This is a genomic window from Pantoea trifolii, from assembly GCF_024506435.1.
Lineage (GTDB): Bacteria > Pseudomonadota > Gammaproteobacteria > Enterobacterales > Enterobacteriaceae > Pantoea > Pantoea trifolii.
On the sequence record NZ_JANIET010000002.1, the window covers coordinates 74,241 to 96,726 of the forward strand.

The following is a 22,486-nucleotide window of genomic DNA, read 5'->3' on the forward strand; positions in this document are numbered from 1 at the left end:
GTTCACCCATAATTAAGAGGCACGCCATGCTGGAAAACCACCCACAGCGCGATGAAATCAGGCTGGAGAATGTGCTGGCGGCGTTGGGCAATCCGATGCGTATGACGGTGATCAGCATTCTGGCGGACGGCGGTGAACACACTTGCGGATCGCTGCTGAAAGGCGTTTCCAAATCCACCTTAACCCATCACTGGCGCGTGCTGCGCGAGGGCGGCATTATCTGGCAGAAACCCTCTGGCCGTGAAAATCTGCTGTCGCTGCGCCGCGACGATCTCGATGCCCGTTTTCCGGGTTTACTTGATTCGCTGTTAAACGCCACTCAGCAAGATCCCTTGACCCGCACCACGCTGGATGACTTCCAGGTTAAATAACCCGCGCACGCCCAGCCAGCGTTGCCACAACCATCTGCAATCCGGCTATCACCAACAGCAGCATCAGCGGCCACTGCCAGTTGCCGCTGACATCATGCAGCAGGCCAAAACAGAGCGGGCCCAGCGCCGCTAATCCGTAACCGACGCACTGCGCCATGCCCGATAATTTCGACGCCTGAAGATGATCATGGGTGCGCAGATTAAACAGCGACAGGCAAATCACCATCGATGCGCCAGCGCCTAATCCCGCCAGAATCAGCCACAGCAGCGCGTGATTAGGTGCTATTAGCAGACCCGCAACGGCGATAAAAATCGACAGCGAGGCGAGAAAACCAATCGCTCGCTGATCGCGCATTTTCTTCAGCGCACTCATGCAAGCCAGATTCGAAACGATGGCCACAATCTGATAGACAAACAGCATGCCACCCGCTTCCAGTTGGCTAATGCCGCTGTCTTGCGCAAAAGGCGTAAACCAGCCAATCAAGGTGTAAAACACCAGAGACTGGCAGGCCATAAACAGTGTAACCTGCCAGCCTAAGGCCGCGCGCCACGGTGAGCGCGTTGAAGTGCTGTTGGCGCTGTTTTTTGCCTGAGACGCAGGCTTCTTCAGATACGGCAGCCAGGCTAACAGCGCGACGATCGCCGGAACCAGCCACACTGCTAATGAGAGTCGCCAGCCCGCGCTACTTAGCTCTGCCAGCGGCACCACCACGCCCGACGCAATGCTGGCGGTGATTGCCATGGTCATCGCGTACAAGCCAACATATCGGGCGGTGTGTTCGGTGAAATCACGTTTAATCAGCGGCGGCAGGAGCACGTTGGCCGCCGCAATCCCCGAGCTCAGGATGATGGTTCCCGCCCACAACGCAGATTCACTGCCGCTGATACGCAGCATCGATCCCAGCGTGATGAGCAGTAATGCGCCCCACAAACTGCGCTCAAGACCAAAACGGTTGCCGAACCAGGCTGCAGGTGGCGCTAAGGTAGCGAACATCAACAGCGGCAAGAAGTTAATCACGCCCGCGGCACTGGCGCTCAGGCCAAACGTCAGCCGGATGTTTTCCAGCACCGGGCCGACCGCGGTAATAGGCGTGCGCAAGTTGGCCGCCGTCAGCAGCAGTAAGAACAGGAAAAAACCAGAACGACGCAGAACAGGATTCGCAGATAACGCGGTATGGGTCATATTTTCGCACCATAGCAATGAGGCAGACCGAGTCTGCTTATGGTGCGTTGGTTGACGTTAACGCTTACGCAGCGGCGATTGACCGCTGAAAGGAGGGCAATACTAACGAGTGAGTGGGGAGATGTAAAGTCGACGGATTATCGAGTGCGGTCATATTAAATTTGTCGCTTGCGCCATCGCTCATCCGCGTCCACCTTTAGTATTTCCCTTTTCCACAAATGGACGAACAATGCTCTGGTTATGGAACGTGCTTATCTTGTTGGCAACCGTGGTGGTGATGGAAATCGTCGCGGCGCTGTCGCATAAATACATCATGCACGGCTGGGGTTGGGGCTGGCATTTGTCGCACCATGAACCGCACAGCGGTAAGTTTGAGCTCAACGATCTGTATGCGGTGGTGTTTGCGGTACTGGCGATTGTGCTGATTTATGTCGGTGTGCAAGGCATGTGGCCGCTGCAGTGGATTGGTGCCGGAATGACGACGTACGGTGCGCTCTACTTCATGGTGCACGATGGTCTGGTGCATCAACGCTGGCCGTTCCGCTATATCCCACGCAAAGGCTATCTCAAGCGCTTATACATGGCGCACCGCATGCATCATGCGGTGCGCGGACGTGAAGGCTGCGTATCATTTGGTTTTCTCTATGCGCCACCGCTGAATAAGCTGCAAGCCACGCTGCGCCAGCGCCACGGGCGAAAAATCAACGAGGACGCTGCCACAGACCAGCCGGACGCGGTTCAGGACGAGCCACACGCGAAGTAATCGCCAAACCAGCCCCTTTCACCAGCAGCGCCAGTTTTTCACCTTTACTGGTGCGCTGACGTGAATCCCAGGCGTGCACACCGGCGTGTTGAACTTTGACGCCAATTTCGCGATAAACGCCGCGTGCCGTAGCGATGGCCCACGCCGAGCGCAGCGGTAAACCCGGTAAACCGGATCGCGCCGAGTGATAATAGGCTTCCGCTTCCGTCACTAAACGCGCTGCCAGTGTGGCGAGCGCTGCACGATGTTGCGGCGCCGTCAGCGTATCGGCGCGTAATCCCGCCTGATCGAGCCAGGTTTGCGGCAGATAGCAGCGACCATTTGTGGCATCTTCGACAATGTCGCGCGCAATGTTAGTGAGCTGGAACGCCAGACCTAAATCGCAGGCGTGATCGAGTACCGCTTCGTCACGCACGCCCATTACGCGCGCCATCATCAAACCGACCACGCCCGCAACGTGATAGCAGTAACGCAGTGTGTCGTCGAAGCTGGCATAGTGTTCGTCACGTGCATCCATGGCGAAGCCTTCCAGATGATCAAACGCCAGTTGCTGAGGCAGTTGGTGAATGATCGCCACTTCCTGAAACGCCCTAAAGGCCGGTTCATCCATGTGCGCACCGCTGTAGGCGCGACGGGTTTCAATCTGCAGATGCTGCATACGTGCCTGCGCGTCTTCGACAGCATGCTGTGTGCCGCCTTCGCCCAGCGTTTGCCCATCAATCACATCGTCGCAGTGACGACACCAGGCATACAGCATCAACGTGCTACGGCGCGTCGGTGCATCAAACAGCTTGGCGGCGGTGGCGAAACTCTTCGAGCCGACCGCCATGGTTTGCGTCACTTGCTCAAGTAAAGGCTGTCGATTCATTCGGCGCGATCCTCCAGCATCAGCCTGGCGGTGGCCTTAGCCGAACCGATTACACCGGGCACGCCCGCGCCCGGATGCGTACCGGCACCCACCAGATAGAGATTGCTGATATCGGCATCACGATTATGCGGGCGGAACCAGGCGCTTTGCGTCAAAATCGGCTCCAGCGAAAACGCCGAGCCGTGATGGGCATGCAGCGTGTCGCGAAAATCAAACGGCGTAAACATTCTGTGTGTCACTAATTGCTGACGTAATCCCGGCATGTAGTGCTGCTCCAGATAAGCAAAAATTCGATCGCGCAAGCGCGGTCCTTCCTGTTGCCAGTCGATGTCAGCGGTGCCGAGATGCGGCACCGGCGCTAACACATAAAAGCTGCCGCAGCCGGGCGGTGCCAGCGACGGATCGCTGCTGCAGGGCGCGTGCAGGTAGAGTGAAAAGTCCTCAGCTAGCTGGCTGCTGTTAAAAATCTCATCAATCAATTCGCGGTAACGCGGGCCAAAACAGACAGTGTGATGCGCGAGCTGTTCATGTGGCTGATTAAGGCCAAAATAGAGCACAAACAGCGAGTTGCTCATGCGCTTACGCTTCAGCGATGTTGCACGTTTGATTGCCAGCGGATGATGGCGCAGCAGTTTGTCGTAGGTATGCACCACGTCGGCATTGGAGGCCACAGCAGCGGCATCGAAGCGTCGTCCGTCTTCTAACTGAACGCCGCTAATGCGGTTGCCGCTGGTTTCCAGCTGACTCACTTCGGCATTCAGTAACAGCTCGCCGCCAAGATCCTCAAACAGCCGCGCCATGCCTTGTACCAGCGCACCGGTGCCGCCGCGCGGAAACCATACGCCCCATTCACGTTCCAGCGCATGAATTAAGGTATAGATCGATGACGTTGCAAAAGGATTACCGCCCACCAGCAATGAGTGAAAGGAAAACGCCTGACGCAGATGATCGTCCTGAATAAATTTCGCCACCATGCTGTAGACGCTGCGCCAGGCTTGCAAACGTCCCAGCTGCGGCGCGACGCGCAGCATGTCACGCACTTGCAGAAACGGCACCGTACCGAGTTTCAGATAACCTTCTTTAAATACTTCACGGGAATAGGCGAGAAACTGACGATAGCCTGCAACATCCTGCGGATTGAACGTGGCGATCTGCTGCTCCAGCAGCGGCTGATTGTTGTCGTAATCGAGCTGTTTGCCATCTTCCCAGCACAGGCGATAGAAGGGCGTTACCGGCATCAGCTCGACGTAATCGCTGAGCGATTTTCCCGCCAAGGTAAACAACTCTTCGATGGCGCTGGGATCGGTGATCACCGTAGGTCCGGCATCAAAGGTAAAGCCGCTATCTTCAAACACATAGGCGCGTCCGCCCGGTTTGTCGCGCTGCTCGAGTAAGGTGGTTGGTATGCCCGCTGCTTGCAGGCGAATCGCCAGCGCCAGGCCGCCAAAGCCTGCGCCAATCACATAAGTGCGTTTCATTTTTTCTTCCCTGGTTCGACAGAATTCAACAGCGCACGCAGCGCTTCACCGATGGGCACCGGCGGTTTGCCGCACAGAATTCGCGCTTTATCGCGCAGGCGCAGTTGCCCGGCGTAAAAGCGGCTAATTAACCCGGCATCGAGCCGGTAAAAACGTTGCATCACGCGCCAGCGCTGCTGCGGCTCGCCGGCCAAAAACAGCATGCGGTTCAGCAGGCGGAAAAAACGCTGCTCGCGCCACTGCTGACGGGCAAAGCGTTCGATGTGTTGGCTGAGCGTATTGGCATCGGTTGGCAACAGCGTGGCCACCCGTTCCGCCAGCGCCACGGCGGACGGCAAGGAGTAACCGGTGGTGGCATGAAACAGCCCGGCGCGCAGGCCGCTGCACGCTTGGCCGCGCTGTTGTTGCCAGAATCGATCGATATCGCCGCTCAGGGTAATTGGTAAAATGCCGTGCTCTTCACGCCGCAGCGTGCCAAGCCGCCAGCCTTGCTGTTTGGCATAGTCGGCGATGTGATGACGAGCGGTATTCTCCGCCAGCGTGGGCTGATTAACGTAATGGGTATCTTCAATCAGCAACCGATCGGCGCTGAGCGGCAGCGTGTAAACAAACCGATAGCCCGCTTGCTGATCGACGGTGGCATCCATCAGGATTGGCTGTTGCAGGCCGTGCGGCTGCGCCAGCTGCCACTCTTGTCCGAGAAACACCTGATAACCCAGTTGCAGATGCGGCGTGGGTTGTAAGCCGCGACCATCAATCACCACTTGCGCAGCAAGCTCACGGCCATCCGCCAGCGTCACCTGCGTGGGTTTTACCTGTTGTACGGCTGTGTTTGTCCACAGATCGTCACCCATCGCCGCGTAGAGATGCCGGGCAAAATCGTCTGATGCGATGGAACAATAATCCCCGTGCAGATCGCGGCGCAGCGCGGGAAAACGTACCTGATAACCGGACCAACGTGCCGTCATCAGCGGGTGCAGCCAACGCAGCTGTTCAGCGCTGAGGTCGCTCTGATGAAATGACCAGGTATGATTGCCTGCCGGATGTGCGTCGCTCTCCAGCAGCAGGCATTTCAGCTGCGGCTGCAACTGACGCAGGCGCAGTGCAATCAAGCCATTCGCCAGTCCGGCACCGACCAAAATCACATCGTATTGCGTGCGCATTAGGTCGCCTCCGCCAGCACAACTTGCTGCTGGCACAGCGCCTGCTCGACGATGTCAGCCGCGCGCTGGCAACCGCCTGCACGCTGCAGTTGTGCCTGTATCGCTGACATCCGTAGCGCGTAACGATCGTCGGTCAGTAGCTGTTGCAGATGTTGCTCCAGTTGATGAACGCGGCTGAAGCGCGATGCGCGCCTACCGACGCCATGCCACTCAATGCGCGCCGCCACGCCGGGCTGATCAAAAGCAATCGGCAGCGCCAGCATCGGTGTGCCGCATTCCAGTGCTTCCAACGCGCTGTTTAATCCGGCATGGGTGATAAACAGTTGGGCGTGCTGTAGGGCGGCGCGTTGATCGACAAAATCCGTCACCCACGCCGCACCAGCGAGCTCCAGCTGGTGCGCCTGTTCGGTGTTCAATCCTCCGCAATGGGCGATCACCAGCGAAAGTTGCTGGCGGCGGCACGCCTGTGCCAGATGCAAAAACAGGCGGAAGCGATGGCCTTGCAGCGTACCCAGCGAGGCGTAAACCACCGGCTGGCGCAGCGCCGGCCAGGGCGCATTGAGCGGCGCTGCCGCAACCGGCGCGCGCAGTTGTCCGACGGCGTGATAGCAGGCCGGCAGTTGCTGACGCGGAAAATCAAAGGCCGGCACCATCTGGCTGATTTGTGCCAGTGGCGACAGGCACTGATGTAATCCGCGCCGCGCCGTCAAATTAAACGCCCGCGCATGTTTGAGGATCACCTCGCCGTGACGACGCATAATGCGATCATACATATCGCTGCTGGCCTGAAAACGTTTTAGCGCTTTTTCATCCTGAGCAAAACGGAAGGGCATCACCGCCAGCGGAATCCCGGCTTCACGATTGACCGGCAAGGCGCAGGCCACCGAAACAAAGGGCAGATGCAGTGCTTCAGCGACCAATCCGCCCGCCGCTTCCATCTCATCGGCGATCACGCCATCAATCTTCAACGCTTTCAGTACCGCAGGCAGTTCGCGGCACAGCATATCGGTGCAGGACGCCAGATCGTTGATCACACGAAACAGCGACAGGCCACCCGGCGAAGCCAGCCGATGCAACACGGGCGCCAGCGAACCAGCAAGATGCGTCTGCTGACCGACGGCAACAAAATCGATGCGTTCGTCGCTGAGCAAGGTGCGTGCGTCGGCTTGCTGGATGAACGTGATGCGATGGCCACGCGCCAGCAGCGTTTGTGCTAACGCCTGCAACGCGTGAAAGTGGCTGTAAAGCGGCGGCGCGATCACCGCAAAGTGGCCCACCGGCTGAGACGCGCTCAGTTGAACATCGCTAGCTGTTGATTAAACAGCGCGTGCATATATTGGCGCGTGGCGATGCCGCGATGGCAAGCGCAGGCAAGGTGTGCATCGGCGCTGCGCAGGTGATCGCGCAGGCGACGTTCCGCGCCGTCAGCACCGAGCATCTGTACCAGCGTGGATTTGCCCTGATCCTGATGCACATCTTTACCGGTGTGTTTGCAACCGTCGGCGAGGTCGTCGAGCAGCTGAAACGCCTGGCCCAGATCCTGGGCGAAGAAGCTAAGACGTTGCCGCACCTGCGGTGAAGCATCAGCGGCTATCGCTGCCATTTGCAGCGTGGCGCGAAACAGCACGCTGGTTTTCAGTTCGTTGGTCAGGGCGATCGCTTCTGGACTGCGGCTTTGCGCACCGTCATGCAGATCCTGGAACTGACCTTGTACCAAGCCCTGCAGGCCGACGGCCGCAGAGAGTTCGGCAATCGCTTCAGACTTTTGCATGGCAGGCAAACCGGGTGCAATAGCAATCACTTCAAATGCACGGCTCAGCAGTGCGATGGCGGCGAGAATCGCCACGTTTTCACCAAACTCGCGGTGTACGGTAGGGCGACCACGACGCATCTGCGCGTTATCCATCGAGGGAATGTCATCCAGAATCAGCGATGCCGCATGCACCATTTCCACTGCACAGGCGAGATCGAGAACGCCATTTTGCGTCAGCTCGCAACCCATATCGCGCGCTGCCAGCAGCAGTAATAAAGGACGGATGCGCTTACCCTCCGCTAGCGTTCCGGCACGCATTGCGGCACGCACGCGATCGCTTTGCTGTCCCGCAGGCAGTAAATGTTCAAGATGCGCCTGTAAAATGTGCTGCAGCTGAAGGAGTTCGCTTGTCTGATGTGCTGTGGTGTCGACATGGGTGGTCATAATGGCTATCCATGGTTGGTGAATTTCTTATGCTTTTTGATTAACCGTAGACTGCCTAAGGTGAGTTCGCCAGCGAGGGCCTTGACTTTGTAGCGTGCGCCTTCATGCGCAACAGGTAAACATCGTAATAATACTATGCGTGATCTTATCAGCGAAAAAAGTAACAGCAACGCCGTAACATAAATAACTCCGTTAGGCTGGTGGAAATAAATACCGCTAATGGACAATAAAATGACGAATACCAAACCTGCCGTACTGATTATTCAGCCGGTCATGCCTCAGTTAGATGAAAAGCTCACGCGACATTTCCACTGTCATCGCTTATATGAGCAGCAAGACGCGACGCAATTTATTCAGCAGCATGATAAAGCGATAAAAGCCATTGTTACGCGTGGCGATGTCGGGGTTGAAACTGCACTGCTGGAACAATTACCCGAGTGTAAAGCGATTGCCGTATTCGGCGTCGGCACCGATCGTATCGACCTTCAATACGCTGCCGCACACGATATTCAGGTCAGCATCACCCGCGATATTCTGACCGATGATGTCGCTGATTTGGCGCTAACGTTAACGCTGGCGTTCTCGCGTAATTTGGTGGCTTACCATCAGTTTGCAAAATCCGGTGCATGGGAAAATAACGGCGTTGAGCTCTCCAGTCGCGCCAGCGGAAAAAGAATCGGTATCGCCGGGTTGGGCGCGATTGGCTTAGCGATTGCGCGCCGTGCCGAAGCGTTTGGCATGGAGGTGGCGTATACAGCGCGTTCGGCGAAAAACGTCAGCTATAAGCGCTGCGACACCATTGAGCAACTGGCTGCTTTCAGTGATTTTCTGGTGCTGGCCCTGCCGGGCAGCAAAGAGAATTTCCAGTTGGTCAACGCTAAGGTGCTGGCGGCGCTCGGCAAAGACGGTGTAGTGATCAACATCGCGCGTGGCACGGTGATCCATGAACCCGATCTGATAGCGGCATTGCAACAGGGAACCATTAAAGGTGCCGCGCTGGATGTTTATCCGGATGAACCGAAAATTCATCCCGCGCTACGTGAACTGGATAATGTGCTGTTAACGCCGCATATTGCCAGTGCAACTCATGAAACGCGCGCGCAAATGACCAATAATGTGTTGGAGAATTTGCTGGCCTATTTCGCCGATGGGAAGATTCTGACATCGGTATAATTTAAGTGTCCGGATTAAGATGAAATTCTTATATCCAGATAAATTATCCCTGTTTAGTCATAGCAATTTTCACTCAGCCAGGCTGTTATAATAGCGGCACTTAATTCAGGAGCCCATTATGACAGCACAGAAAATTGCCATTATTGGCGGCGGCGTTATCGGATTAGCGGTGGCGCGCGCCTTAGCGTTGCAGGGCGTTGAAGTCACCGTTTTCGAACAACAACACCTTGGTGCAGGCACCAGCAGCACCACGTTTGCCTGGGTGAACTCCAACGGTAAACAGCCGCAAAGTTATCACCTGCTTAATGTGCTCTCGATGGAAGAGCATCTCAAACTGCAGCACGCGCAGCCGAACGGGTTGCGCTGGCTGGAAACCGGCGGAACCTGGGAATGGGCCGCCGAGGGTGATGCGCAGCAACGTTTGCTGCAGCGTGCGACGTCGCTGCAATCGGCAGGTTATGCGGCGCGTGAAGCGTCGCCCGCAGATGTGCTGCGCGATATCCCGGAGCTGCGGGCGCAGGCCATTAGCGGCAGCGTATGGCACTTCCCGACAGAATCGGTGCTGCATCCTGCGCTCTATCTGGCGCGCTTGTGGTCCGAAGCGAAAGCGCACGGCGCGCTGCTGTATCAGCATCAACGCATCAACAGCATCAGCGAAAGTGCCGATCGCGTTACGCTGGATCTGGAAAACGGCGAGCAGTGGCAGGGCGATCGTATCGTGTTAGCCACCGGACGCTGGGCCAATCAGTTGCTCAATTCACTCGAACTCAATCTGGCGTTGCTGGATACCAGCAAACCGAATGCGGTGGCCTGCAGTTTTCTGGTGCACACCGCGCCGCAGCCGCTGTCGCTCAGTGCCAATCTCATCTCTCCGCAACTCAACGTGCGCCCGGACGGCGGCGGACGTTTGCTGCTACAAGCGTTAGAGCTGGATCACCTGGCCGATTCTGCTGCGCCCCCATCGATCACCAGCGATATCGCCGCGCAGTTCCGCGCGCGTTATCATGCGCTGTTTGCGGATGCGGGCGAGTTGCACATTGAACAAATCGTCGTAGGCCAACGTGCCCGACCTGCCGATGGTTTACCGGCAATCGGTTATGTCACAGCGCACCAGCGCGTGTATGTGGCGGTGACGCACAGCGGCATTACGCTTTCGCCATTGATAGGCAAGCTGGTGGCTGAAGAGCTCGTTAGCGATGTAGCAAGTGACCTGCTTAGCGATTTCCGCCCGCAACGGTTGATGGGTAAAAGCGTGGAAGAGTTTGCGCCGATAAAGCGTAATTTCCCGGCGGCGCAATAACGCAATGAGACACGGTTTTTACAGGTCTCTTTCATAATCGATGGTCTCTTTCACTGCCGCCACGGCAAGCCGCAGTTTATCCTTGCTAACCGATCCCAATGCAAGACGAATGGCATGCGGCACATTGATTGAGGTGCTGAAGGGCTCAGCTGAAGCTACCGAGATTTGCTGCTGCATTAAACGCTGTACCACGCGTTCAGCCCTGACTTCGCACGGCAACGGTAGCCAGAGAAAATAAGAGTTGGGATGGCTGATAAAATCTTCGGGCGCAAGAATCTGGCGGGCGATCGACTGGCGCTCACGGGCATCCCGTCTTTTCAGTGTTTCCAGGCGTTTGATCGTCCCATCCTTAATCCAGCCACACACTAACGAGACCATCAGAGAAGGGGTATTCCACGTAGTAGCACGAATAGCCCGCTCAAGCGCTGCACGCATGCCAGCGGGGCAGACGACGGCGCCGACGCGCAATCCGGTGGCGATATTTTTCGCAAAACCGGTCACATAAAGGGTTCTTTCAGGGGCATAAAAAGCCATCGGCGGCGGCGGACGAGGCACCAGATAAGCATAGGCGGCATCCTCAATCACCAGAAGATCAAACGTTCGGGCAATCAGGGCGAGCTCTCTGCGTTGCGCAGCACTCAGTACCCAGCCAAGCGGGTTATGCAATGTAGGCATGGTATAAATCGCACGCACGCGCCTGCGCTGACAAATCTGTTTTAATGCATTGAAATCAGGACCGTCGGGTCCAGCAGGTATGGCGGCAAGTTCAAGATGATAAAGCGCAGCCAGCGCCTTAAAGCCGGGATAAATCAACGCGTCTACCGCCACAACATCGCCGGGTTTCAGCAATCCCATCACCGCGATGGTAAGGCCGTGCTGTGCGCCATTGACAATCAGAACGTCATCAGCCGAAGGCGTGATCCCAGTTGAGCTAAGCCATGATGCAATGGTATGCCGGTCGCTCTCTTTCCCGGCATGCGGCTGATAACGCAGCAGCGATTCAATATCCCCTACATTGGAGAGATTGCGCAGGGCATCGCGCAGGCGATCGGCCTGATCGGGCAATGCGGGATAATTGAAATTGAGGTCCACCACATCGGTTGCGACCACATGCTGATCGACACCGAGACCCAGAGGCAAAGAAATTTCCCGGACAAAAGTCCCGCGTCCGGTTTCACCGCTGACCAGCCCGATTGCCTCAAGTTCAGCGTAGACACGTGTAGCGGTTGCTAGTGAGATCCGTCTTTCCGCCGCCAGCGCGCGATGGGTTGGCAGGCGTGTGCCTGCCGACAATTCTCCGCTGCGTATAGCCGCTGCATATTCGTCAACCACATCCTTATAACGTGCTTTCACCGAATGTATCCATGACAATATTTTGATTGTTCTGGATCATGGCGTTTATCCTCCGTAGCGTCAATTCATGAAGGAAATAGTCACCTTCACTCAGCTACTGAAAGAGGTTTAACGTGGTGATACAAAAGACGCGTCCTGAGTCAATGTCAGGCTGGCTGAACGGCCTGGCGGGCATGATTATTTTCAGTGGATCGCTGCCGGCAACGCGTATTGCCGTTCAGGACATCGACCCGTTTTTTCTGACTTTCATCCGCGCATCGATAGCGGGTGTGCTGGCGCTCATGTTGATCTGCTTGTTTAAGGTCAAAAGACCTGATCCAAGCCAACTATTCTCGCTCTTCATCGTCGCTATGGGCGTGGTGATTGGTTTTCCGTTGCTGACCGCCATGGCATTGCAGCACGTAACTTCGTCACATTCGATCGTTTTCCTCGGGTTGCTTCCGCTAGCAACCGCCGTCTTTGGCGTCATTCGTGGTGGTGAACGTCCGCGACGCGCTTTCTGGCTCTTTTCCCTCTGCGGCAGTTTGCTGGTTGTGGGCTTTGCGCTTTCTCATCTCGCTGCCGTATCACTTAAAGGCGATCTGCTGATGCTCGCGTCAGTGATCGTCTGCGGCCTGGGCTATGCCGAAGGGGCAAAACTTTCGCGTGAGCTGGGAGGCTGGCAAGTTATTAGTTGGGCGCTGATTATTTCACTGCCTTTCATGTTGATCGCGTCATATTTTACCGTACCTGAATCCCTAAGCCACATCAGCACTTCAGCCTGGCTTGCGCTGGGTTATGTCTCGCTTTTCAGCATGCTGATTGGTTTTATTTTCTGGTACAAAGGGCTCGCTATCGGTGGAATTGCCGCTGTCGGGCAACTGCAGTTGCTCCAGCCATTTTTTGGACTGGGTCTGTCGGCTTCGTTGCTGCACGAGAGCGTCAGCCCGCTGATGATAGCTGTCACGCTTGGCGTCATTCTCTGCGTCATCGGTTCGCGAAAATGTGTGCGTTAATCTTCATGCATGTTGGCCGCCCGCAGGCGGCCTCATCCATTTTGGATTAATAACGCAGTCGCCCGCTAAAACCATTGGAAATCAGCGCACCCGACTTAAGTGTTAAATCGAAATCCTGTTCTCGCGGCTGCAGCGCGTTAATGAAGCTTTCAGCCCATTTGTGGCAATCATGCAGATGCAGGTTTTTTAGCAGGCTGGCATGACGTTCGCGACGCACCGAAAGCGGCATGATGAGCGCGGTGTGAATGGCATCGGCGATAGCATCGGGATCGTAAGGATTCACCAATAGCGCGCCCTGCATCTGTTCAGCGGCGCCAGCAAACTGCGACAGAATCAGCACGCCGGGATTGGCATGATCCTGCACGGCGACATAGGTTTTCGCCATCAAACTCATCCCGGCTATTAGCGGTGTGACCAGCGCCACGCGTGCCGCACGATAAAATCCGCACAGCTCTTCACGCGAATAGTGATTGCTCAAATAACTCACCGGATACCAGTTCAGCTCGCCATGCACGCCGTTCATTTCGCCGCAGCGGGTTTCTAGATCACGCGACAATGCTTTGATGCGATGGCTGTAACCTGACGCCGTTGAAGCCAGCTGCACCAACGAAAACTTGTGGTGATACTCCTCGTGTTGACGCAGCAAAACTTCTATCGCGCTGATGCGGTAGGGCGTGCCGGTGCTGTCGTCAAAATGCCCGCCGCTGAGGATAAGATTCTCCGGTAAGGTGTCGCGACATTGCTGTTCCATAAACTGGCAGCTGTTACTTTCCGCCAGCGCGCTGGTTTCGGCGGTATCAATGCCCACCGGGAATACGCCGACGCGAATCTGGCGGCCATGAATGCGCAGCGTGTAAGGCGTTTGGCGTTCGCAACGGAATCGGGATTCAACCCAGGCGGTGAAATTGTTCATGTCGTGGGTGGTCTGGAAGCCAATCAGATCGGCGCACAATAAGGAATCAGCCAGATAGCGCCAGTTGGGCACTGATTCAAAGGATTGTCCCGCCGGGAAAGGTTGATGGAAAAAGAAACCAATGCGATTTATCAGGCCGACATCGCGCAGCATTTTAATGCCAGGGATCAGGTGATAATCCTGCAACCAAATATCATCATCAGGCATGGCATATTCACTAATGGCGCGCGTATAGGTTTCATTCATTTTCATATAACCGATTTGGCTACTGGTAGAAAAGCGCGCCATATCGGGACGCTGATGAAATACCGGCCATAATCCCTGATGGATATATTGATGATAACCTTCTTCATATTCTGATTTAGTTAAGCGGAATGTCAGCGTGTCGAATTGTTTACCACTAGTAAAATTTAGCTCCCGATGAGGTTCAGTGGTAAAAGACTCAAACTCGCCACTCCATTTCACCCACATGCCACCACGACGCGTCAATATACTTTCATAAATACTTGAAAGCGTTGAGTAATTATTTTGATTGTGTGATACCAATATTAGGCCTGACATAGCATTAGCCTTTTGTCAGTGCGTTTACTATTTTTCAATTTTAGCTACTCCTGCGAATCCTTCAGGGCTGTCGATGAAACTAATCTAGCCGACCAACCCGTAAAAATGTCGTAAAAAAGGCGCTGGAAATTATAAAAATGTAATAGATTTAATTTCGAGTTTGGGAAAAGGCTGTAGTCGATATCATAAGGGTCGGTGCGTTTTTCGTAGGGTGCGCATTTATACGCACCGGGACATTCGGCCTGTTAGAATGACCGCCGTTCAGAAGTGACTTGAAGAGGTTAGTTGTGTCGACGTTAGTATTTAGAGAAGCCAGGCTGGCCGATGTGGATCGTTGTTACGCGATTGAGATTGAGGCTTACGAAGGTGATGAAGCCGCCACGCGTGAAAAGATTGCTACCCGCATCACGCAGTATCCGCAGGGATTTTTATGTCTGGAAACCGAGGGCAAGGTGATTGGCTTTATCAACGCCGGTTGCGCGTGGGATGTAGTGATGTCGGATGAAGCGTTCAAAGAGTTAATCGGCCACGATCCCGCAGCACCCAACGCCGTCATTATGTCGGTGGTGCTTGATCCTGCTTATCAGGGCAAAGGTTATGCGTCGCTGCTGATGCGCCAGTTTATCGACCTGATGAAGAAAATGGATAAGCGAACCATTCATCTGATGTGCAAAACCCAGCACGTTGAATTGTATAAAAAATGGGGCTATCAGTACGTCAAACCGTCCGAGTCAGACCACGGCGGCATGGCGTGGCATGAGATGCTGATGACGCTGTAATTCGTCGGGGCGCCATTCATGGCGGCCCGAATCTCACCTCACGCAGCCACACTTTTCGGCTGAGCTGACAGATGTCCCGCCCATAAACTGGCCACCCATTTCACGCCTTTGGCGGTAAAACGCGCTTGTGAGAAAGCATGCTGATTCTCGCCACGCCCAGAGCGCAAGGTGAAATAACCCGCCTGCATATGATGGTGTTGTGGTGCCAGCGTACCTTTTTCGCGATACATGATATTGCGTTCTAACAGGAACTCACGAAACTCGGTTTCCTTGACCTTCAACATCTTGCACAGCTGACGAAAGCCGAGTGAATCTTCGATCTCAACAAAGCGATCAAAAAATTCAGCTTTGGGTGCAGACAATGCAAGTTGCTGCTCAGCCGCCCGGCGCTGCTCAAACTGCTCAGCCCAGGCGCGGGCCGCTACCGCCGGATTGGTGAAATCAGGCAGATGAGTAAATTGTTCGCGCTGCTGCCAAAGATCGAGTAATTCCGCAGTGAAGCCAGGCGAAAGCCGGGCAACGGCAAGTAATGAATCGCGTTTGTTGAGATGAAACTCCTGACGCACTTCACCCTGATGCTCATACAGATTCACCGTCAAAGGTTGGGAAAGCCGCTGTGCGGTTTCCAGGCTTTTCACCAGGCGCTTCACTTCACTGTGTGTAATGCCCGTGACATGGGCAATTTCGCGGCTGCTCATCATCATCGATGCATTCAAAGCAGACAGACTTTCCGTTGAGATCATCATCATTATCACCTCTTGCAGACTTACTCAGCCTTGTAGCTGTTGAATAAGTATACGTAGCACTGTTTATATATCCAGTATTATTTTTAACCGTTCACGCAAGATGTTCAGCTTTGCGTAACGTTTCACAAAGCCAGCTCAGTTTCACGCAATCCCTGCGTATTCTCTTAAAGTGAGGTTTTCACGGCTTATTAAATTGTCGCGATGAGGGCTGTTTGATAGTTTTGAGCCAATTTTCCGGGCTTTTATCGGCTTTCTGCAGCATTACGTGCAGGGTTGATGTGTGCCTTTTTAACAGCAATAAGTAGTTAACTGGCGGCTATGCTGCTGGAGAAACGATGAAAAAGAATAAATTTAAAACCCATCTGGTCTCATTAGGTTTACTGGCGGAAAAAAAGCTGACCAAACGCCAAACGCTGCCCGATTACAATCCCGCCGCAGAGCAGGATATTAATTTGGTTGCACGCCAGACCGCACCTGCGGCCATTCCGCGTCAGATTTGGATGTATTGGGAAAGCGAAACGCTGCCGCAAGAAGTGCAGATTTTTGTCGACAAGATCGTGCGTGAAAATCCCGGTTATCTGGTAACGGTCATCAATAACCTGAACATCCAGCACTATCTGCCCGATCTGCACTTCGTACATCAGGATATGCGTCCTTCGCATAAAAGTGACGTCATCCGGCTGGAGTTGCTGCATCGCTATGGCGGAATCTGGATGGATGCCACCATCATTCTCAACCGCACAATGGACGAATTGCTGGCGGTGAATGTGGACGATCGTTATGACCTGATCGCCTTTTATCGCGACAGTTCGACGCTGGACAAAGCCTATCCGGTGATTGAGTCCTGGTTCCTGGCCGCGCCGAAAAATAACGCCTTTATTGCGCGCTGGCTGCACTTTTTCCGCCCGATTGTCGAAGTGGGCGCCGACGAATTTTTCCGTCGTTTGCTCGCGCTGCCTGATTACGAAACCATTGTTCAAGGCATCACGCCACCGGATTATCTGGTGGTGTATATCGCGCAGCAGCAAGCGTTGCGTGAGAACAATCAGTACAATTTCTACCTGCGTAAATGTGAGGCCAGCGCGTTGCTGTATCAAAGTCTGGTGGAGTGGCGTCCGGTGAAGCTGAGCCGCATGCTAATGGTAGATCGTCTGCCAGCAGTGTTGCCGCCGCTGACCAAACTGACGGGATTTGATCGCAAATATCTCGACACCAATCTGAAATATGGCGTGGTGAACAAAGACAGCTTGTTGGGTCAGATTCTGTTGACTAGTGCCCGCCCGCAGACGCCGCTTCCGGCGCTGACCAGCAAGGCATAACGCATTAAGGATTGATCAGCTGTTGCAGTGCTGCGGCGCTGGTTTCATCGTCCGGCACATACACCAGCAGGCGATCGCCGTTACGGGACGCTGACCACCAATTATTTTGCCGCAGCGTCAGTTCACCCACTTCGTCGCGGTAAAAGCGTTTCACGCGATTCTCCACCTGGCCCAATTCATAGCGCTGCCAGGTGTGCGCAAACTCATCTGAACTGTTCATCAGGCGGGCAAGAAAGCTTTCCCAGTGCGGATCGCCAAGGTGCTCGCCCATCTGCCCGCGAAACATCGCTACCATCTGCGGCATCACTTCATCCCAGTCACTGATGGCTTTGCGCCATGCGGGATGATTGAAGGCCAGCCAGATGCAGTTGCGATCTTCCAGTGCGATCTCGGCTAAATCCACGCCCATCAGGGCACACCACGCAGCGTTGTAACCGAGGATATCAAAGCGCGGCGTCTCGATAATCGCCGGTAACTGGATAGCGTCAAGCATCTGCTGATTGTGCGCGGCAATTTTGCAGCAGGCTGCCACTACGCGCACCGAAGGCAACGCATGTCCGGCAAGCGAAAACAGGTGCTGCGTTTCCACATCGTTGCACTGCAACGCGCTGGCAATCGCCGTCAGGGTTTTCGGCGAGGCTTTGATATCACGCCCCTGTTCCAGCCACGTATACCAGGTCACGCCAACATCCGCTAACTGCGCGACTTCTTCACGGCGTAAACCTGGCGTGCGGCGATGGCGCATGCGCGGCAAACCGAGCCGATTAGGATCGAGGTTTTCGCGGCGCGTGCGCAGAAAAGTGCCAAGTAATTTGCGGTTGTTTTGTTCGGTGGTTACAGGCGCGGATGCCAGGCTCATAAGCAGATACTTCGACAAGACGGGTAGTATTTATACCATGATAAACAAGAACTGGTACCCGTTTAACGGTTAGGTGATGCTATGCCGTACTGACAGCAAAAACAAGGTAAAACCGATGCAGACATCGCAACTTCAACGCACAGGATTGATGGTCCTGCTTGCCGGGCAACTGCTGCCCATGATTGATTTTTCTATCGTTAACGTAGCGTTAGACGCGATGGCCCACACGCTGCAGGCCACGGCGATCGAGCTGGCGCTGATCGTCGCGGTCTATGGCATCGCCTTTGCCATCTGCCTGGCGATGGGCGGGCGGCTCGGTGACAATTATGGCCGCCGCCGCGTATTCCTCGCTGGAGTAGGGATCTTCGGTATTGCATCTTTATTATGCGGCATCGCCAACAGCGTTGGCCTGTTGATGTTTGCCCGCGCGCTGCAAGGCGTGGGCGCGGCCTTTATCGTGCCGCAAATTCTCGCCACGCTGCACATTACGTTGAAGGGCAGAGCGCATGCACGCGCCATCGGTTTGTACGGCGGCATTGGCGGGCTGGCGTTTATCATCGGTCAGGTACTGGGCGGTTTTCTTATCAAAGCGGATATCGGCGGCTACGGCTGGCGCAGCGTATTCCTGATCAACCTGCCGATTTGCCTGTTTGTGCTGATCACCGCGCGCCGCTTTGTGCCGGAAACGCAGAACACCCAACGCGTGCCGGTGGATGTCAGCGGCACCTTGCTGCTGGCAGGCGCGATTGGCTGCCTGATGCTGGCACTGGCGCTCGGTCCGCTGCTGCATTGGTCGTGGCCGTGCATCTTGCTGCTGGTGCTGTTTCCGCTGTTTCTGCATCGTCTGCGCCAGAGTTCGCTGCGTCTGGAAGCGGCCAACGGCGCGCCGCTGCTGCCGCCTTCACTGCTGCGTCTGCCAAGCGTGCGATTTGGCCTGACGCTGGCGGTGCTGTTCTTCTCCTGCTGGAGCGGCTTTATGTTCTCGGTCGCGCTAACGCTGCAAGCCGGTTTGGGGCTGACGGCGTTCCAGTCCGGCAATGCGTTTATCGCGCTGGGCGTGGCCTATTTTATCGGGGCGATGCAATCGACGCGCATCGTCGAGCGTTTAGGTAAGCGCGGTGCCTTGCTGATGGGCTGCGGCATTCAGATGGTGGGTTTGCTGGCGCTGATCGCCACGCTGCAACTCGCCTGGCCGCAGGTCGGCATCTTCACGCTGATCCCCGCGACGGTACTGATTGGTTTTGGTCAGTCGTTTATTGTCAGCACCTTCTACCGCATTGGCATGAGCGGCGTGCCGCATCATCAGGCGGGCGCGGGCAGCGCGGTGCTTTCAACGGTGCAGCAATCGGCGCTGGGATTAGGCCCGATGCTGCTGGGCGGCGTATTCACACAGATCTACACGCACGGTAATCATCTGGCGGCGATCACCGGTACGCTTGGCGTTGAGTTGGTGATGATGGCATTACTGGTGATTTTCACCAGCCTCAATCGCCGTACGTTTCAGCCGGTAACGGCGGAAGGGTAATTCTTGTGAGCAGATTTCAGCAGGAGCGTTCCACCTTATTGTAAAACAACCGAAAATCCGTGAGTCGCGCTGAATTTACCTTTGGCTCAGCGGTCTTTTTTCCGGAACATATCGCCGCAGTTAACGGGCTGAACCGCGTGTTCAGCCCGTTTTTTATGTGGTGCGGAAGCAGGGCGCTTGAATCAGGCACAGGAAAAACGGCAGGCTCACAACAGATGAAGAAGATGTTAACCGGGTTACTTTTTATGGTAACCACCACCGCCTTTGGTGCAGATGATTTCACCCTAAAGGATATTCACTTTGCTGGGCTCCAGCGCGTTGCACCCGGCGCGGCGCTGCTGCATATGCCGCTGCGTATTGGCGATCGCGTCAATGATGATGATATTCGCAACACCATCCGTGCGCTGTTCGCCACCGGCAATTTTGACGATGTGCAGGTGCTGCGAGATGGCGATGCGCTGCTGATTAAAGTCAAAGAGCGCCCGGCGATTGCCAGCATCTCGTTCTCTGGCAACAAAGCGATTAAAGAGGATCAGCTCAAGCAGAATCTCGATGCCTCGGGCGTGCGCGTGGGAGAAGCGCTGGATCGCACCACGCTATCGGAAATGGAAAAAGGGCTGGAAGATTTCTACTACAGCGCCGGAAAATACACTGCCAGCGTCAAGGCAGTCGTCACGCCGTTGCCGCGCAATCGCGTCGATCTGAAGTTCATTTTCACTGAAGGCGTGTCAGCAAAAATTCAGCAGATCAATATTGTAGGCAACCAGGCTTTTTCATCGGATGAACTGATTTCGCATTTCCAGCTGCGCGACGATGTGCCGTGGTGGAATATCATCGCCGACCAGAAATATCAGAAGCAGAAACTCTCGGGCGATTTAGAGACGCTGCGCAGTTATTATCTTGATCGTGGTTACGCGCGATTCAATCTTGATTCCACACAAGTCATTTTAACGCCGGATAAAAAACATATTTACGTTACGATAAATATTCATGAAGGCGATGTTTACCATGTTAGCGGCGTAACACTGACGGGAAATATGGCTGGCTATTCCGCCGAGATTGAAAAACTGGTGCAGTTGCCAGCGGGCACCTTATACAGCGGGGCAAAAATCACTGAAAACGAAGAGGCGATTAAAAGCCTGCTCGGTCGTTACGGCTATGCGTTCCCGCAGGTGAATACCCAATCGGAAATTAACGACAGCGATAAAACCGTACAGTTACACGTGAATGTCGATGCTGGGCGACGCTTCTCGGTGCGGCAGGTGCGTTTTTCAGGCAACGACACTTCGAAAGATGCGGTGCTGCGTCGTGAAATGCGTCAGATGGAAGGCGCATGGCTGGCGAGTAATCAGGTGGAGCAGGGCAAGGCAAGGCTTAATCGTACCGGCTATTTTGAAAGCGTAGATGTGGATACACAGCGCGTGCCGGGCAGCCCGGATCAGGTGGACGTGGTGTATAAAGTGAAGGAGCGCAATACCGGCACCTTTAATGTCGGATTGGGCTACGGCACCGACAGCGGCATCAGCTATCAGCTTGGCGTCAGCCAGGATAACTGGATGGGCACCGGCAACACTGTGAGTTTTAGCGGCACCAAAAACAGTTATCAAACCTATGTCGAAATCGCCGCCACCGATCCCTATTTCACCGTGAATGGCGTCAGTCTGGGCGGCAAGCTGTTCTATAACGATTACAGCGCGGAAGATAACGATCTTTCTGAATACACGCTGAAAAGCTTTGGCGCGGGCAGCACCTTAAGTTTCCCGATCGGTGAAAACAGCAGCGTGAACAGCGGGCTGGATTACGTCTACAACCGCGTCAGCAATATGGCGCCGCAGGTAGCAATGTGGCGCTATCTGGGTTCGCAGGGCATGCATCCAAAAGTCATCACCAGCGATGACGACGATGACGATGCCACCGTTGCCGACAAATTTACCGCCAACGATTTCTTCTGGAATATTGGCTGGAGCTACAACTCACTGGATCGCGGCTTCTTCCCCACCTCGGGCGTGAGCGCCGGTTTCAATACCAAAGTGACGATTCCAGGTTCCACTAACAGCTATTACAAAAGCACGCTGACCGCCAACGGCTATTTGCCGCTGAGCAGCGATCATCGCTGGGTGTTAATGGGTCGCAGTAAAGCCGGTTACGCCGACGGCTTAGGCGGCAAAGAAGTGCCGTTCTACGATAACTTTTATGCGGGCGGCTCTAGCTCAGTACGCGGATTCTCCTCCAACACCATCGGGCCAAAAGCCGCCTATTACCGCTGCAGCGGTAGCGAAAGCAGTTACGGGGCTTGCCCGGTAGAGAAATCAGATGATGCGGTGGGCGGTAATGCGATGGCGGTGGTGAGCGCAGAGCTGATTGTGCCAACGCCGTTTATCAGCGAGCGCTATGCCGATTCGTTGCGCACCTCTTTCTTCGTCGATGCCGGCACCGTGTGGGATACCAGCTGGCAGAACACCGCGGCCACCAAAGCGGCGGGGATTCCTGATTATGGCGATCCCAGCCAGATTCGCGTGTCGAGTGGCGTGGCTTTGCAATGGCAATCACCGTTGGGTCCGCTGGTGTTTTCTTATGCCTTGCCGATAAAGAAATATGAGGGCGATAAGTCGGAGCAGTTCCAGTTTAATATCGGTAAAACCTGGTAGCTGTATTTAAAGCGTTAAATGATGAGATGAGTTTTACATTATCTTTAAACGGTGAAGACAGAATAAAATAGCCAGCAGGGTAAAATAGTAGTCGTGAAATTCTTAAGGAATGAGTGTTCGCAAATATCGTTGTTATGCATATGATGAATTTTATTTCGCCACCCAATGTTGGGTGGTTTTTTTTATTTGTAAGAGAGGTCGCCATAAGTGGCGACCCTACGGAATGTGCAAATACGTGCGATCGCAGCGATGAGGTCAGGAAAGGCCAGCCCGAAGAGCAAAGCGTCCGAGC

19 protein-coding genes are annotated in these 22,486 nt (G+C 54.9%); 9 read left to right on the plus strand and 10 right to left on the minus strand.

The annotated features are described in order from the left end of the window. Positions 1-26: 26 nt before the first annotated feature. Positions 27-371 (plus strand): ArsR/SmtB family transcription factor, encoded by a 345-nt coding sequence (locus tag NQH49_RS19740; RefSeq protein WP_256699109.1) that lies wholly within the window; start codon positions 27-29, stop codon positions 369-371. Here the strand turns inward: NQH49_RS19740 and NQH49_RS19745 are convergent. Beyond that, entirely contained in the window at positions 364-1,554 is a 1,191-nt protein-coding gene (locus NQH49_RS19745; protein ID WP_256699110.1) for an MFS transporter, read from the minus strand. The two genes, NQH49_RS19740 and NQH49_RS19745, sit on opposite strands and share 8 nt — an antisense overlap. 229 nt (positions 1,555-1,783) lie before the next feature. On the opposite strand from NQH49_RS19745, the gene NQH49_RS19750 reads away from it, so the two are divergent. Next, on the plus strand, positions 1,784-2,317 hold the full coding sequence (locus NQH49_RS19750; protein ID WP_008108032.1) for a sterol desaturase family protein: 534 nt from the start codon (positions 1,784-1,786) through the stop codon (positions 2,315-2,317). On the opposite strand, the gene crtB is transcribed toward NQH49_RS19750, so the two are convergent. Genes crtB through NQH49_RS19775 form a run of 5 tightly spaced genes read right to left on the minus strand, consistent with a single transcriptional unit; the run spans position 2,256 to position 8,023 of the window. Continuing rightward, positions 2,256-3,185: a 15-cis-phytoene synthase CrtB gene (gene crtB, locus NQH49_RS19755; RefSeq protein ID WP_256699111.1), complete on the minus strand. Its 930-nt coding sequence runs from the start codon at positions 3,183-3,185 to the stop codon at positions 2,256-2,258. The two genes, NQH49_RS19750 and crtB, sit on opposite strands and share 62 nt — an antisense overlap. Beyond that, a complete protein-coding gene (locus tag NQH49_RS19760; RefSeq protein ID WP_154190851.1) occupies positions 3,182-4,663 on the minus strand; it encodes a phytoene desaturase in 1,482 nt (493 codons plus the stop codon). The genes crtB and NQH49_RS19760 overlap by 4 nt, the downstream gene beginning before the upstream one ends. Beyond that, complete coding sequence (gene crtY / locus NQH49_RS19765) at positions 4,660-5,826, minus strand: lycopene beta-cyclase CrtY (RefSeq protein WP_256699112.1); 1,167 nt, start codon at positions 5,824-5,826, stop codon at positions 4,660-4,662. Before crtY ends, NQH49_RS19760 begins: the two co-directional genes overlap by 4 nt. Beyond that, positions 5,826-7,103 carry a glycosyltransferase gene (locus NQH49_RS19770; RefSeq protein ID WP_256699113.1) on the minus strand — a complete coding sequence of 426 codons (1,278 nt, stop codon included), beginning with the start codon at positions 7,101-7,103 and terminating at the stop codon, positions 5,826-5,828. Before NQH49_RS19770 ends, crtY begins: the two co-directional genes overlap by 1 nt. Positions 7,104-7,117: 14 nt before the next feature. Continuing rightward, entirely contained in the window at positions 7,118-8,023 is a 906-nt protein-coding gene (locus tag NQH49_RS19775) for a polyprenyl synthetase family protein (protein ID WP_256699114.1), read from the minus strand. Positions 8,024-8,254: 231 nt separating this feature from the next. On the opposite strand from NQH49_RS19775, the gene NQH49_RS19780 reads away from it, so the two are divergent. Both NQH49_RS19780 and NQH49_RS19785 read left to right on the plus strand, forming a co-directional pair. After that, the gene (locus NQH49_RS19780; RefSeq protein WP_256699116.1) at positions 8,255-9,196 is read left to right on the plus strand and encodes a 2-hydroxyacid dehydrogenase; all 942 of its coding nucleotides are present in this window, start codon (positions 8,255-8,257) and stop codon (positions 9,194-9,196) included. A 118-nt stretch (positions 9,197-9,314) separates the two neighbouring features. Then, complete coding sequence (locus tag NQH49_RS19785) at positions 9,315-10,496, plus strand: NAD(P)/FAD-dependent oxidoreductase (RefSeq protein ID WP_256699117.1); 1,182 nt, start codon at positions 9,315-9,317, stop codon at positions 10,494-10,496. A gap of 18 nt (positions 10,497-10,514) precedes the next feature. Here the strand turns inward: NQH49_RS19785 and NQH49_RS19790 are convergent, their stop codons facing one another. Beyond that, positions 10,515-11,849, minus strand: coding sequence for an aminotransferase-like domain-containing protein (locus NQH49_RS19790; RefSeq protein ID WP_256699118.1), 1,335 nt, complete (start codon positions 11,847-11,849; stop codon positions 10,515-10,517). A gap of 143 nt (positions 11,850-11,992) precedes the next feature. On the opposite strand from NQH49_RS19790, the gene NQH49_RS19795 reads away from it, so the two are divergent. Then, a complete protein-coding gene (locus NQH49_RS19795) occupies positions 11,993-12,844 on the plus strand; it encodes a DMT family transporter (protein WP_256699168.1) in 852 nt (283 codons plus the stop codon). 46 nt (positions 12,845-12,890) lie between these two features. Here the strand turns inward: NQH49_RS19795 and NQH49_RS19800 are convergent, their stop codons facing one another. Beyond that, on the minus strand, positions 12,891-14,318 hold the full coding sequence (locus tag NQH49_RS19800; protein WP_256699119.1) for an alpha,alpha-trehalose-phosphate synthase (UDP-forming): 1,428 nt from the start codon (positions 14,316-14,318) through the stop codon (positions 12,891-12,893). Positions 14,319-14,605: 287 nt separating this feature from the next. Between NQH49_RS19800 and NQH49_RS19805 the strand changes: the two genes are divergently transcribed. After that, positions 14,606-15,097 (plus strand): GNAT family N-acetyltransferase, encoded by a 492-nt coding sequence (locus NQH49_RS19805; RefSeq protein ID WP_256699121.1) that lies wholly within the window; start codon positions 14,606-14,608, stop codon positions 15,095-15,097. 38 nt (positions 15,098-15,135) lie between these two features. Here NQH49_RS19805 and NQH49_RS19810 read toward each other — a convergent pair whose 3' ends face one another. Next, complete coding sequence (locus NQH49_RS19810) at positions 15,136-15,843, minus strand: phage antirepressor KilAC domain-containing protein (RefSeq protein WP_256699423.1); 708 nt, start codon at positions 15,841-15,843, stop codon at positions 15,136-15,138. A 335-nt stretch (positions 15,844-16,178) separates the two neighbouring features. On the opposite strand from NQH49_RS19810, the gene NQH49_RS19815 reads away from it, so the two are divergent. Next, positions 16,179-17,162, plus strand: a complete 984-nt coding sequence (locus tag NQH49_RS19815) for a glycosyltransferase family 32 protein (protein ID WP_256698481.1) — start codon at positions 16,179-16,181, stop codon at positions 17,160-17,162. A 4-nt stretch (positions 17,163-17,166) separates the two neighbouring features. Here NQH49_RS19815 and NQH49_RS19820 read toward each other — a convergent pair whose 3' ends face one another. Beyond that, positions 17,167-18,021, minus strand: coding sequence for a helix-turn-helix transcriptional regulator (locus NQH49_RS19820; protein WP_256698482.1), 855 nt, complete (start codon positions 18,019-18,021; stop codon positions 17,167-17,169). Between the two features lie 115 nt (positions 18,022-18,136). On the opposite strand from NQH49_RS19820, the gene NQH49_RS19825 reads away from it, so the two are divergent. Further along, the gene (locus NQH49_RS19825) at positions 18,137-19,546 is read left to right on the plus strand and encodes an MFS transporter (protein ID WP_210080063.1); all 1,410 of its coding nucleotides are present in this window, start codon (positions 18,137-18,139) and stop codon (positions 19,544-19,546) included. 215 nt (positions 19,547-19,761) lie between these two features. Next, complete coding sequence (gene bamA / locus NQH49_RS19830) at positions 19,762-22,194, plus strand: outer membrane protein assembly factor BamA (protein WP_256698483.1); 2,433 nt, start codon at positions 19,762-19,764, stop codon at positions 22,192-22,194. Positions 22,195-22,486: the final 292 nt, after the last annotated feature.

Coding starts and splice junctions, on each gene's coding strand:
- NQH49_RS19820 (WP_256698482.1), bottom strand. CDS start 18,021: ATGAGCCTGGCATCCGCGCCTGTAACCACCGAACAAAACAACCGCAAA.
- NQH49_RS19780 (WP_256699116.1), top strand. CDS start 8,255: ATGACGAATACCAAACCTGCCGTACTGATTATTCAGCCGGTCATGCCT.
- NQH49_RS19750 (WP_008108032.1), top strand. CDS start 1,784: ATGCTCTGGTTATGGAACGTGCTTATCTTGTTGGCAACCGTGGTGGTG.
- NQH49_RS19810 (WP_256699423.1), bottom strand. CDS start 15,843: ATGATGATCTCAACGGAAAGTCTGTCTGCTTTGAATGCATCGATGATG.
- crtB (WP_256699111.1), bottom strand. CDS start 3,185: ATGAATCGACAGCCTTTACTTGAGCAAGTGACGCAAACCATGGCGGTC.
- NQH49_RS19745 (WP_256699110.1), bottom strand. CDS start 1,554: ATGACCCATACCGCGTTATCTGCGAATCCTGTTCTGCGTCGTTCTGGT.
- NQH49_RS19825 (WP_210080063.1), top strand. CDS start 18,137: ATGCAGACATCGCAACTTCAACGCACAGGATTGATGGTCCTGCTTGCC.
- NQH49_RS19760 (WP_154190851.1), bottom strand. CDS start 4,663: ATGAAACGCACTTATGTGATTGGCGCAGGCTTTGGCGGCCTGGCGCTG.
- NQH49_RS19800 (WP_256699119.1), bottom strand. CDS start 14,318: ATGTCAGGCCTAATATTGGTATCACACAATCAAAATAATTACTCAACG.
- NQH49_RS19740 (WP_256699109.1), top strand. CDS start 27: ATGCTGGAAAACCACCCACAGCGCGATGAAATCAGGCTGGAGAATGTG.
- bamA (WP_256698483.1), top strand. CDS start 19,762: ATGAAGAAGATGTTAACCGGGTTACTTTTTATGGTAACCACCACCGCC.
- NQH49_RS19775 (WP_256699114.1), bottom strand. CDS start 8,023: ATGACCACCCATGTCGACACCACAGCACATCAGACAAGCGAACTCCTT.
- NQH49_RS19795 (WP_256699168.1), top strand. CDS start 11,993: ATGTCAGGCTGGCTGAACGGCCTGGCGGGCATGATTATTTTCAGTGGA.
- NQH49_RS19815 (WP_256698481.1), top strand. CDS start 16,179: ATGAAAAAGAATAAATTTAAAACCCATCTGGTCTCATTAGGTTTACTG.
- crtY (WP_256699112.1), bottom strand. CDS start 5,826: ATGCGCACGCAATACGATGTGATTTTGGTCGGTGCCGGACTGGCGAAT.
- NQH49_RS19785 (WP_256699117.1), top strand. CDS start 9,315: ATGACAGCACAGAAAATTGCCATTATTGGCGGCGGCGTTATCGGATTA.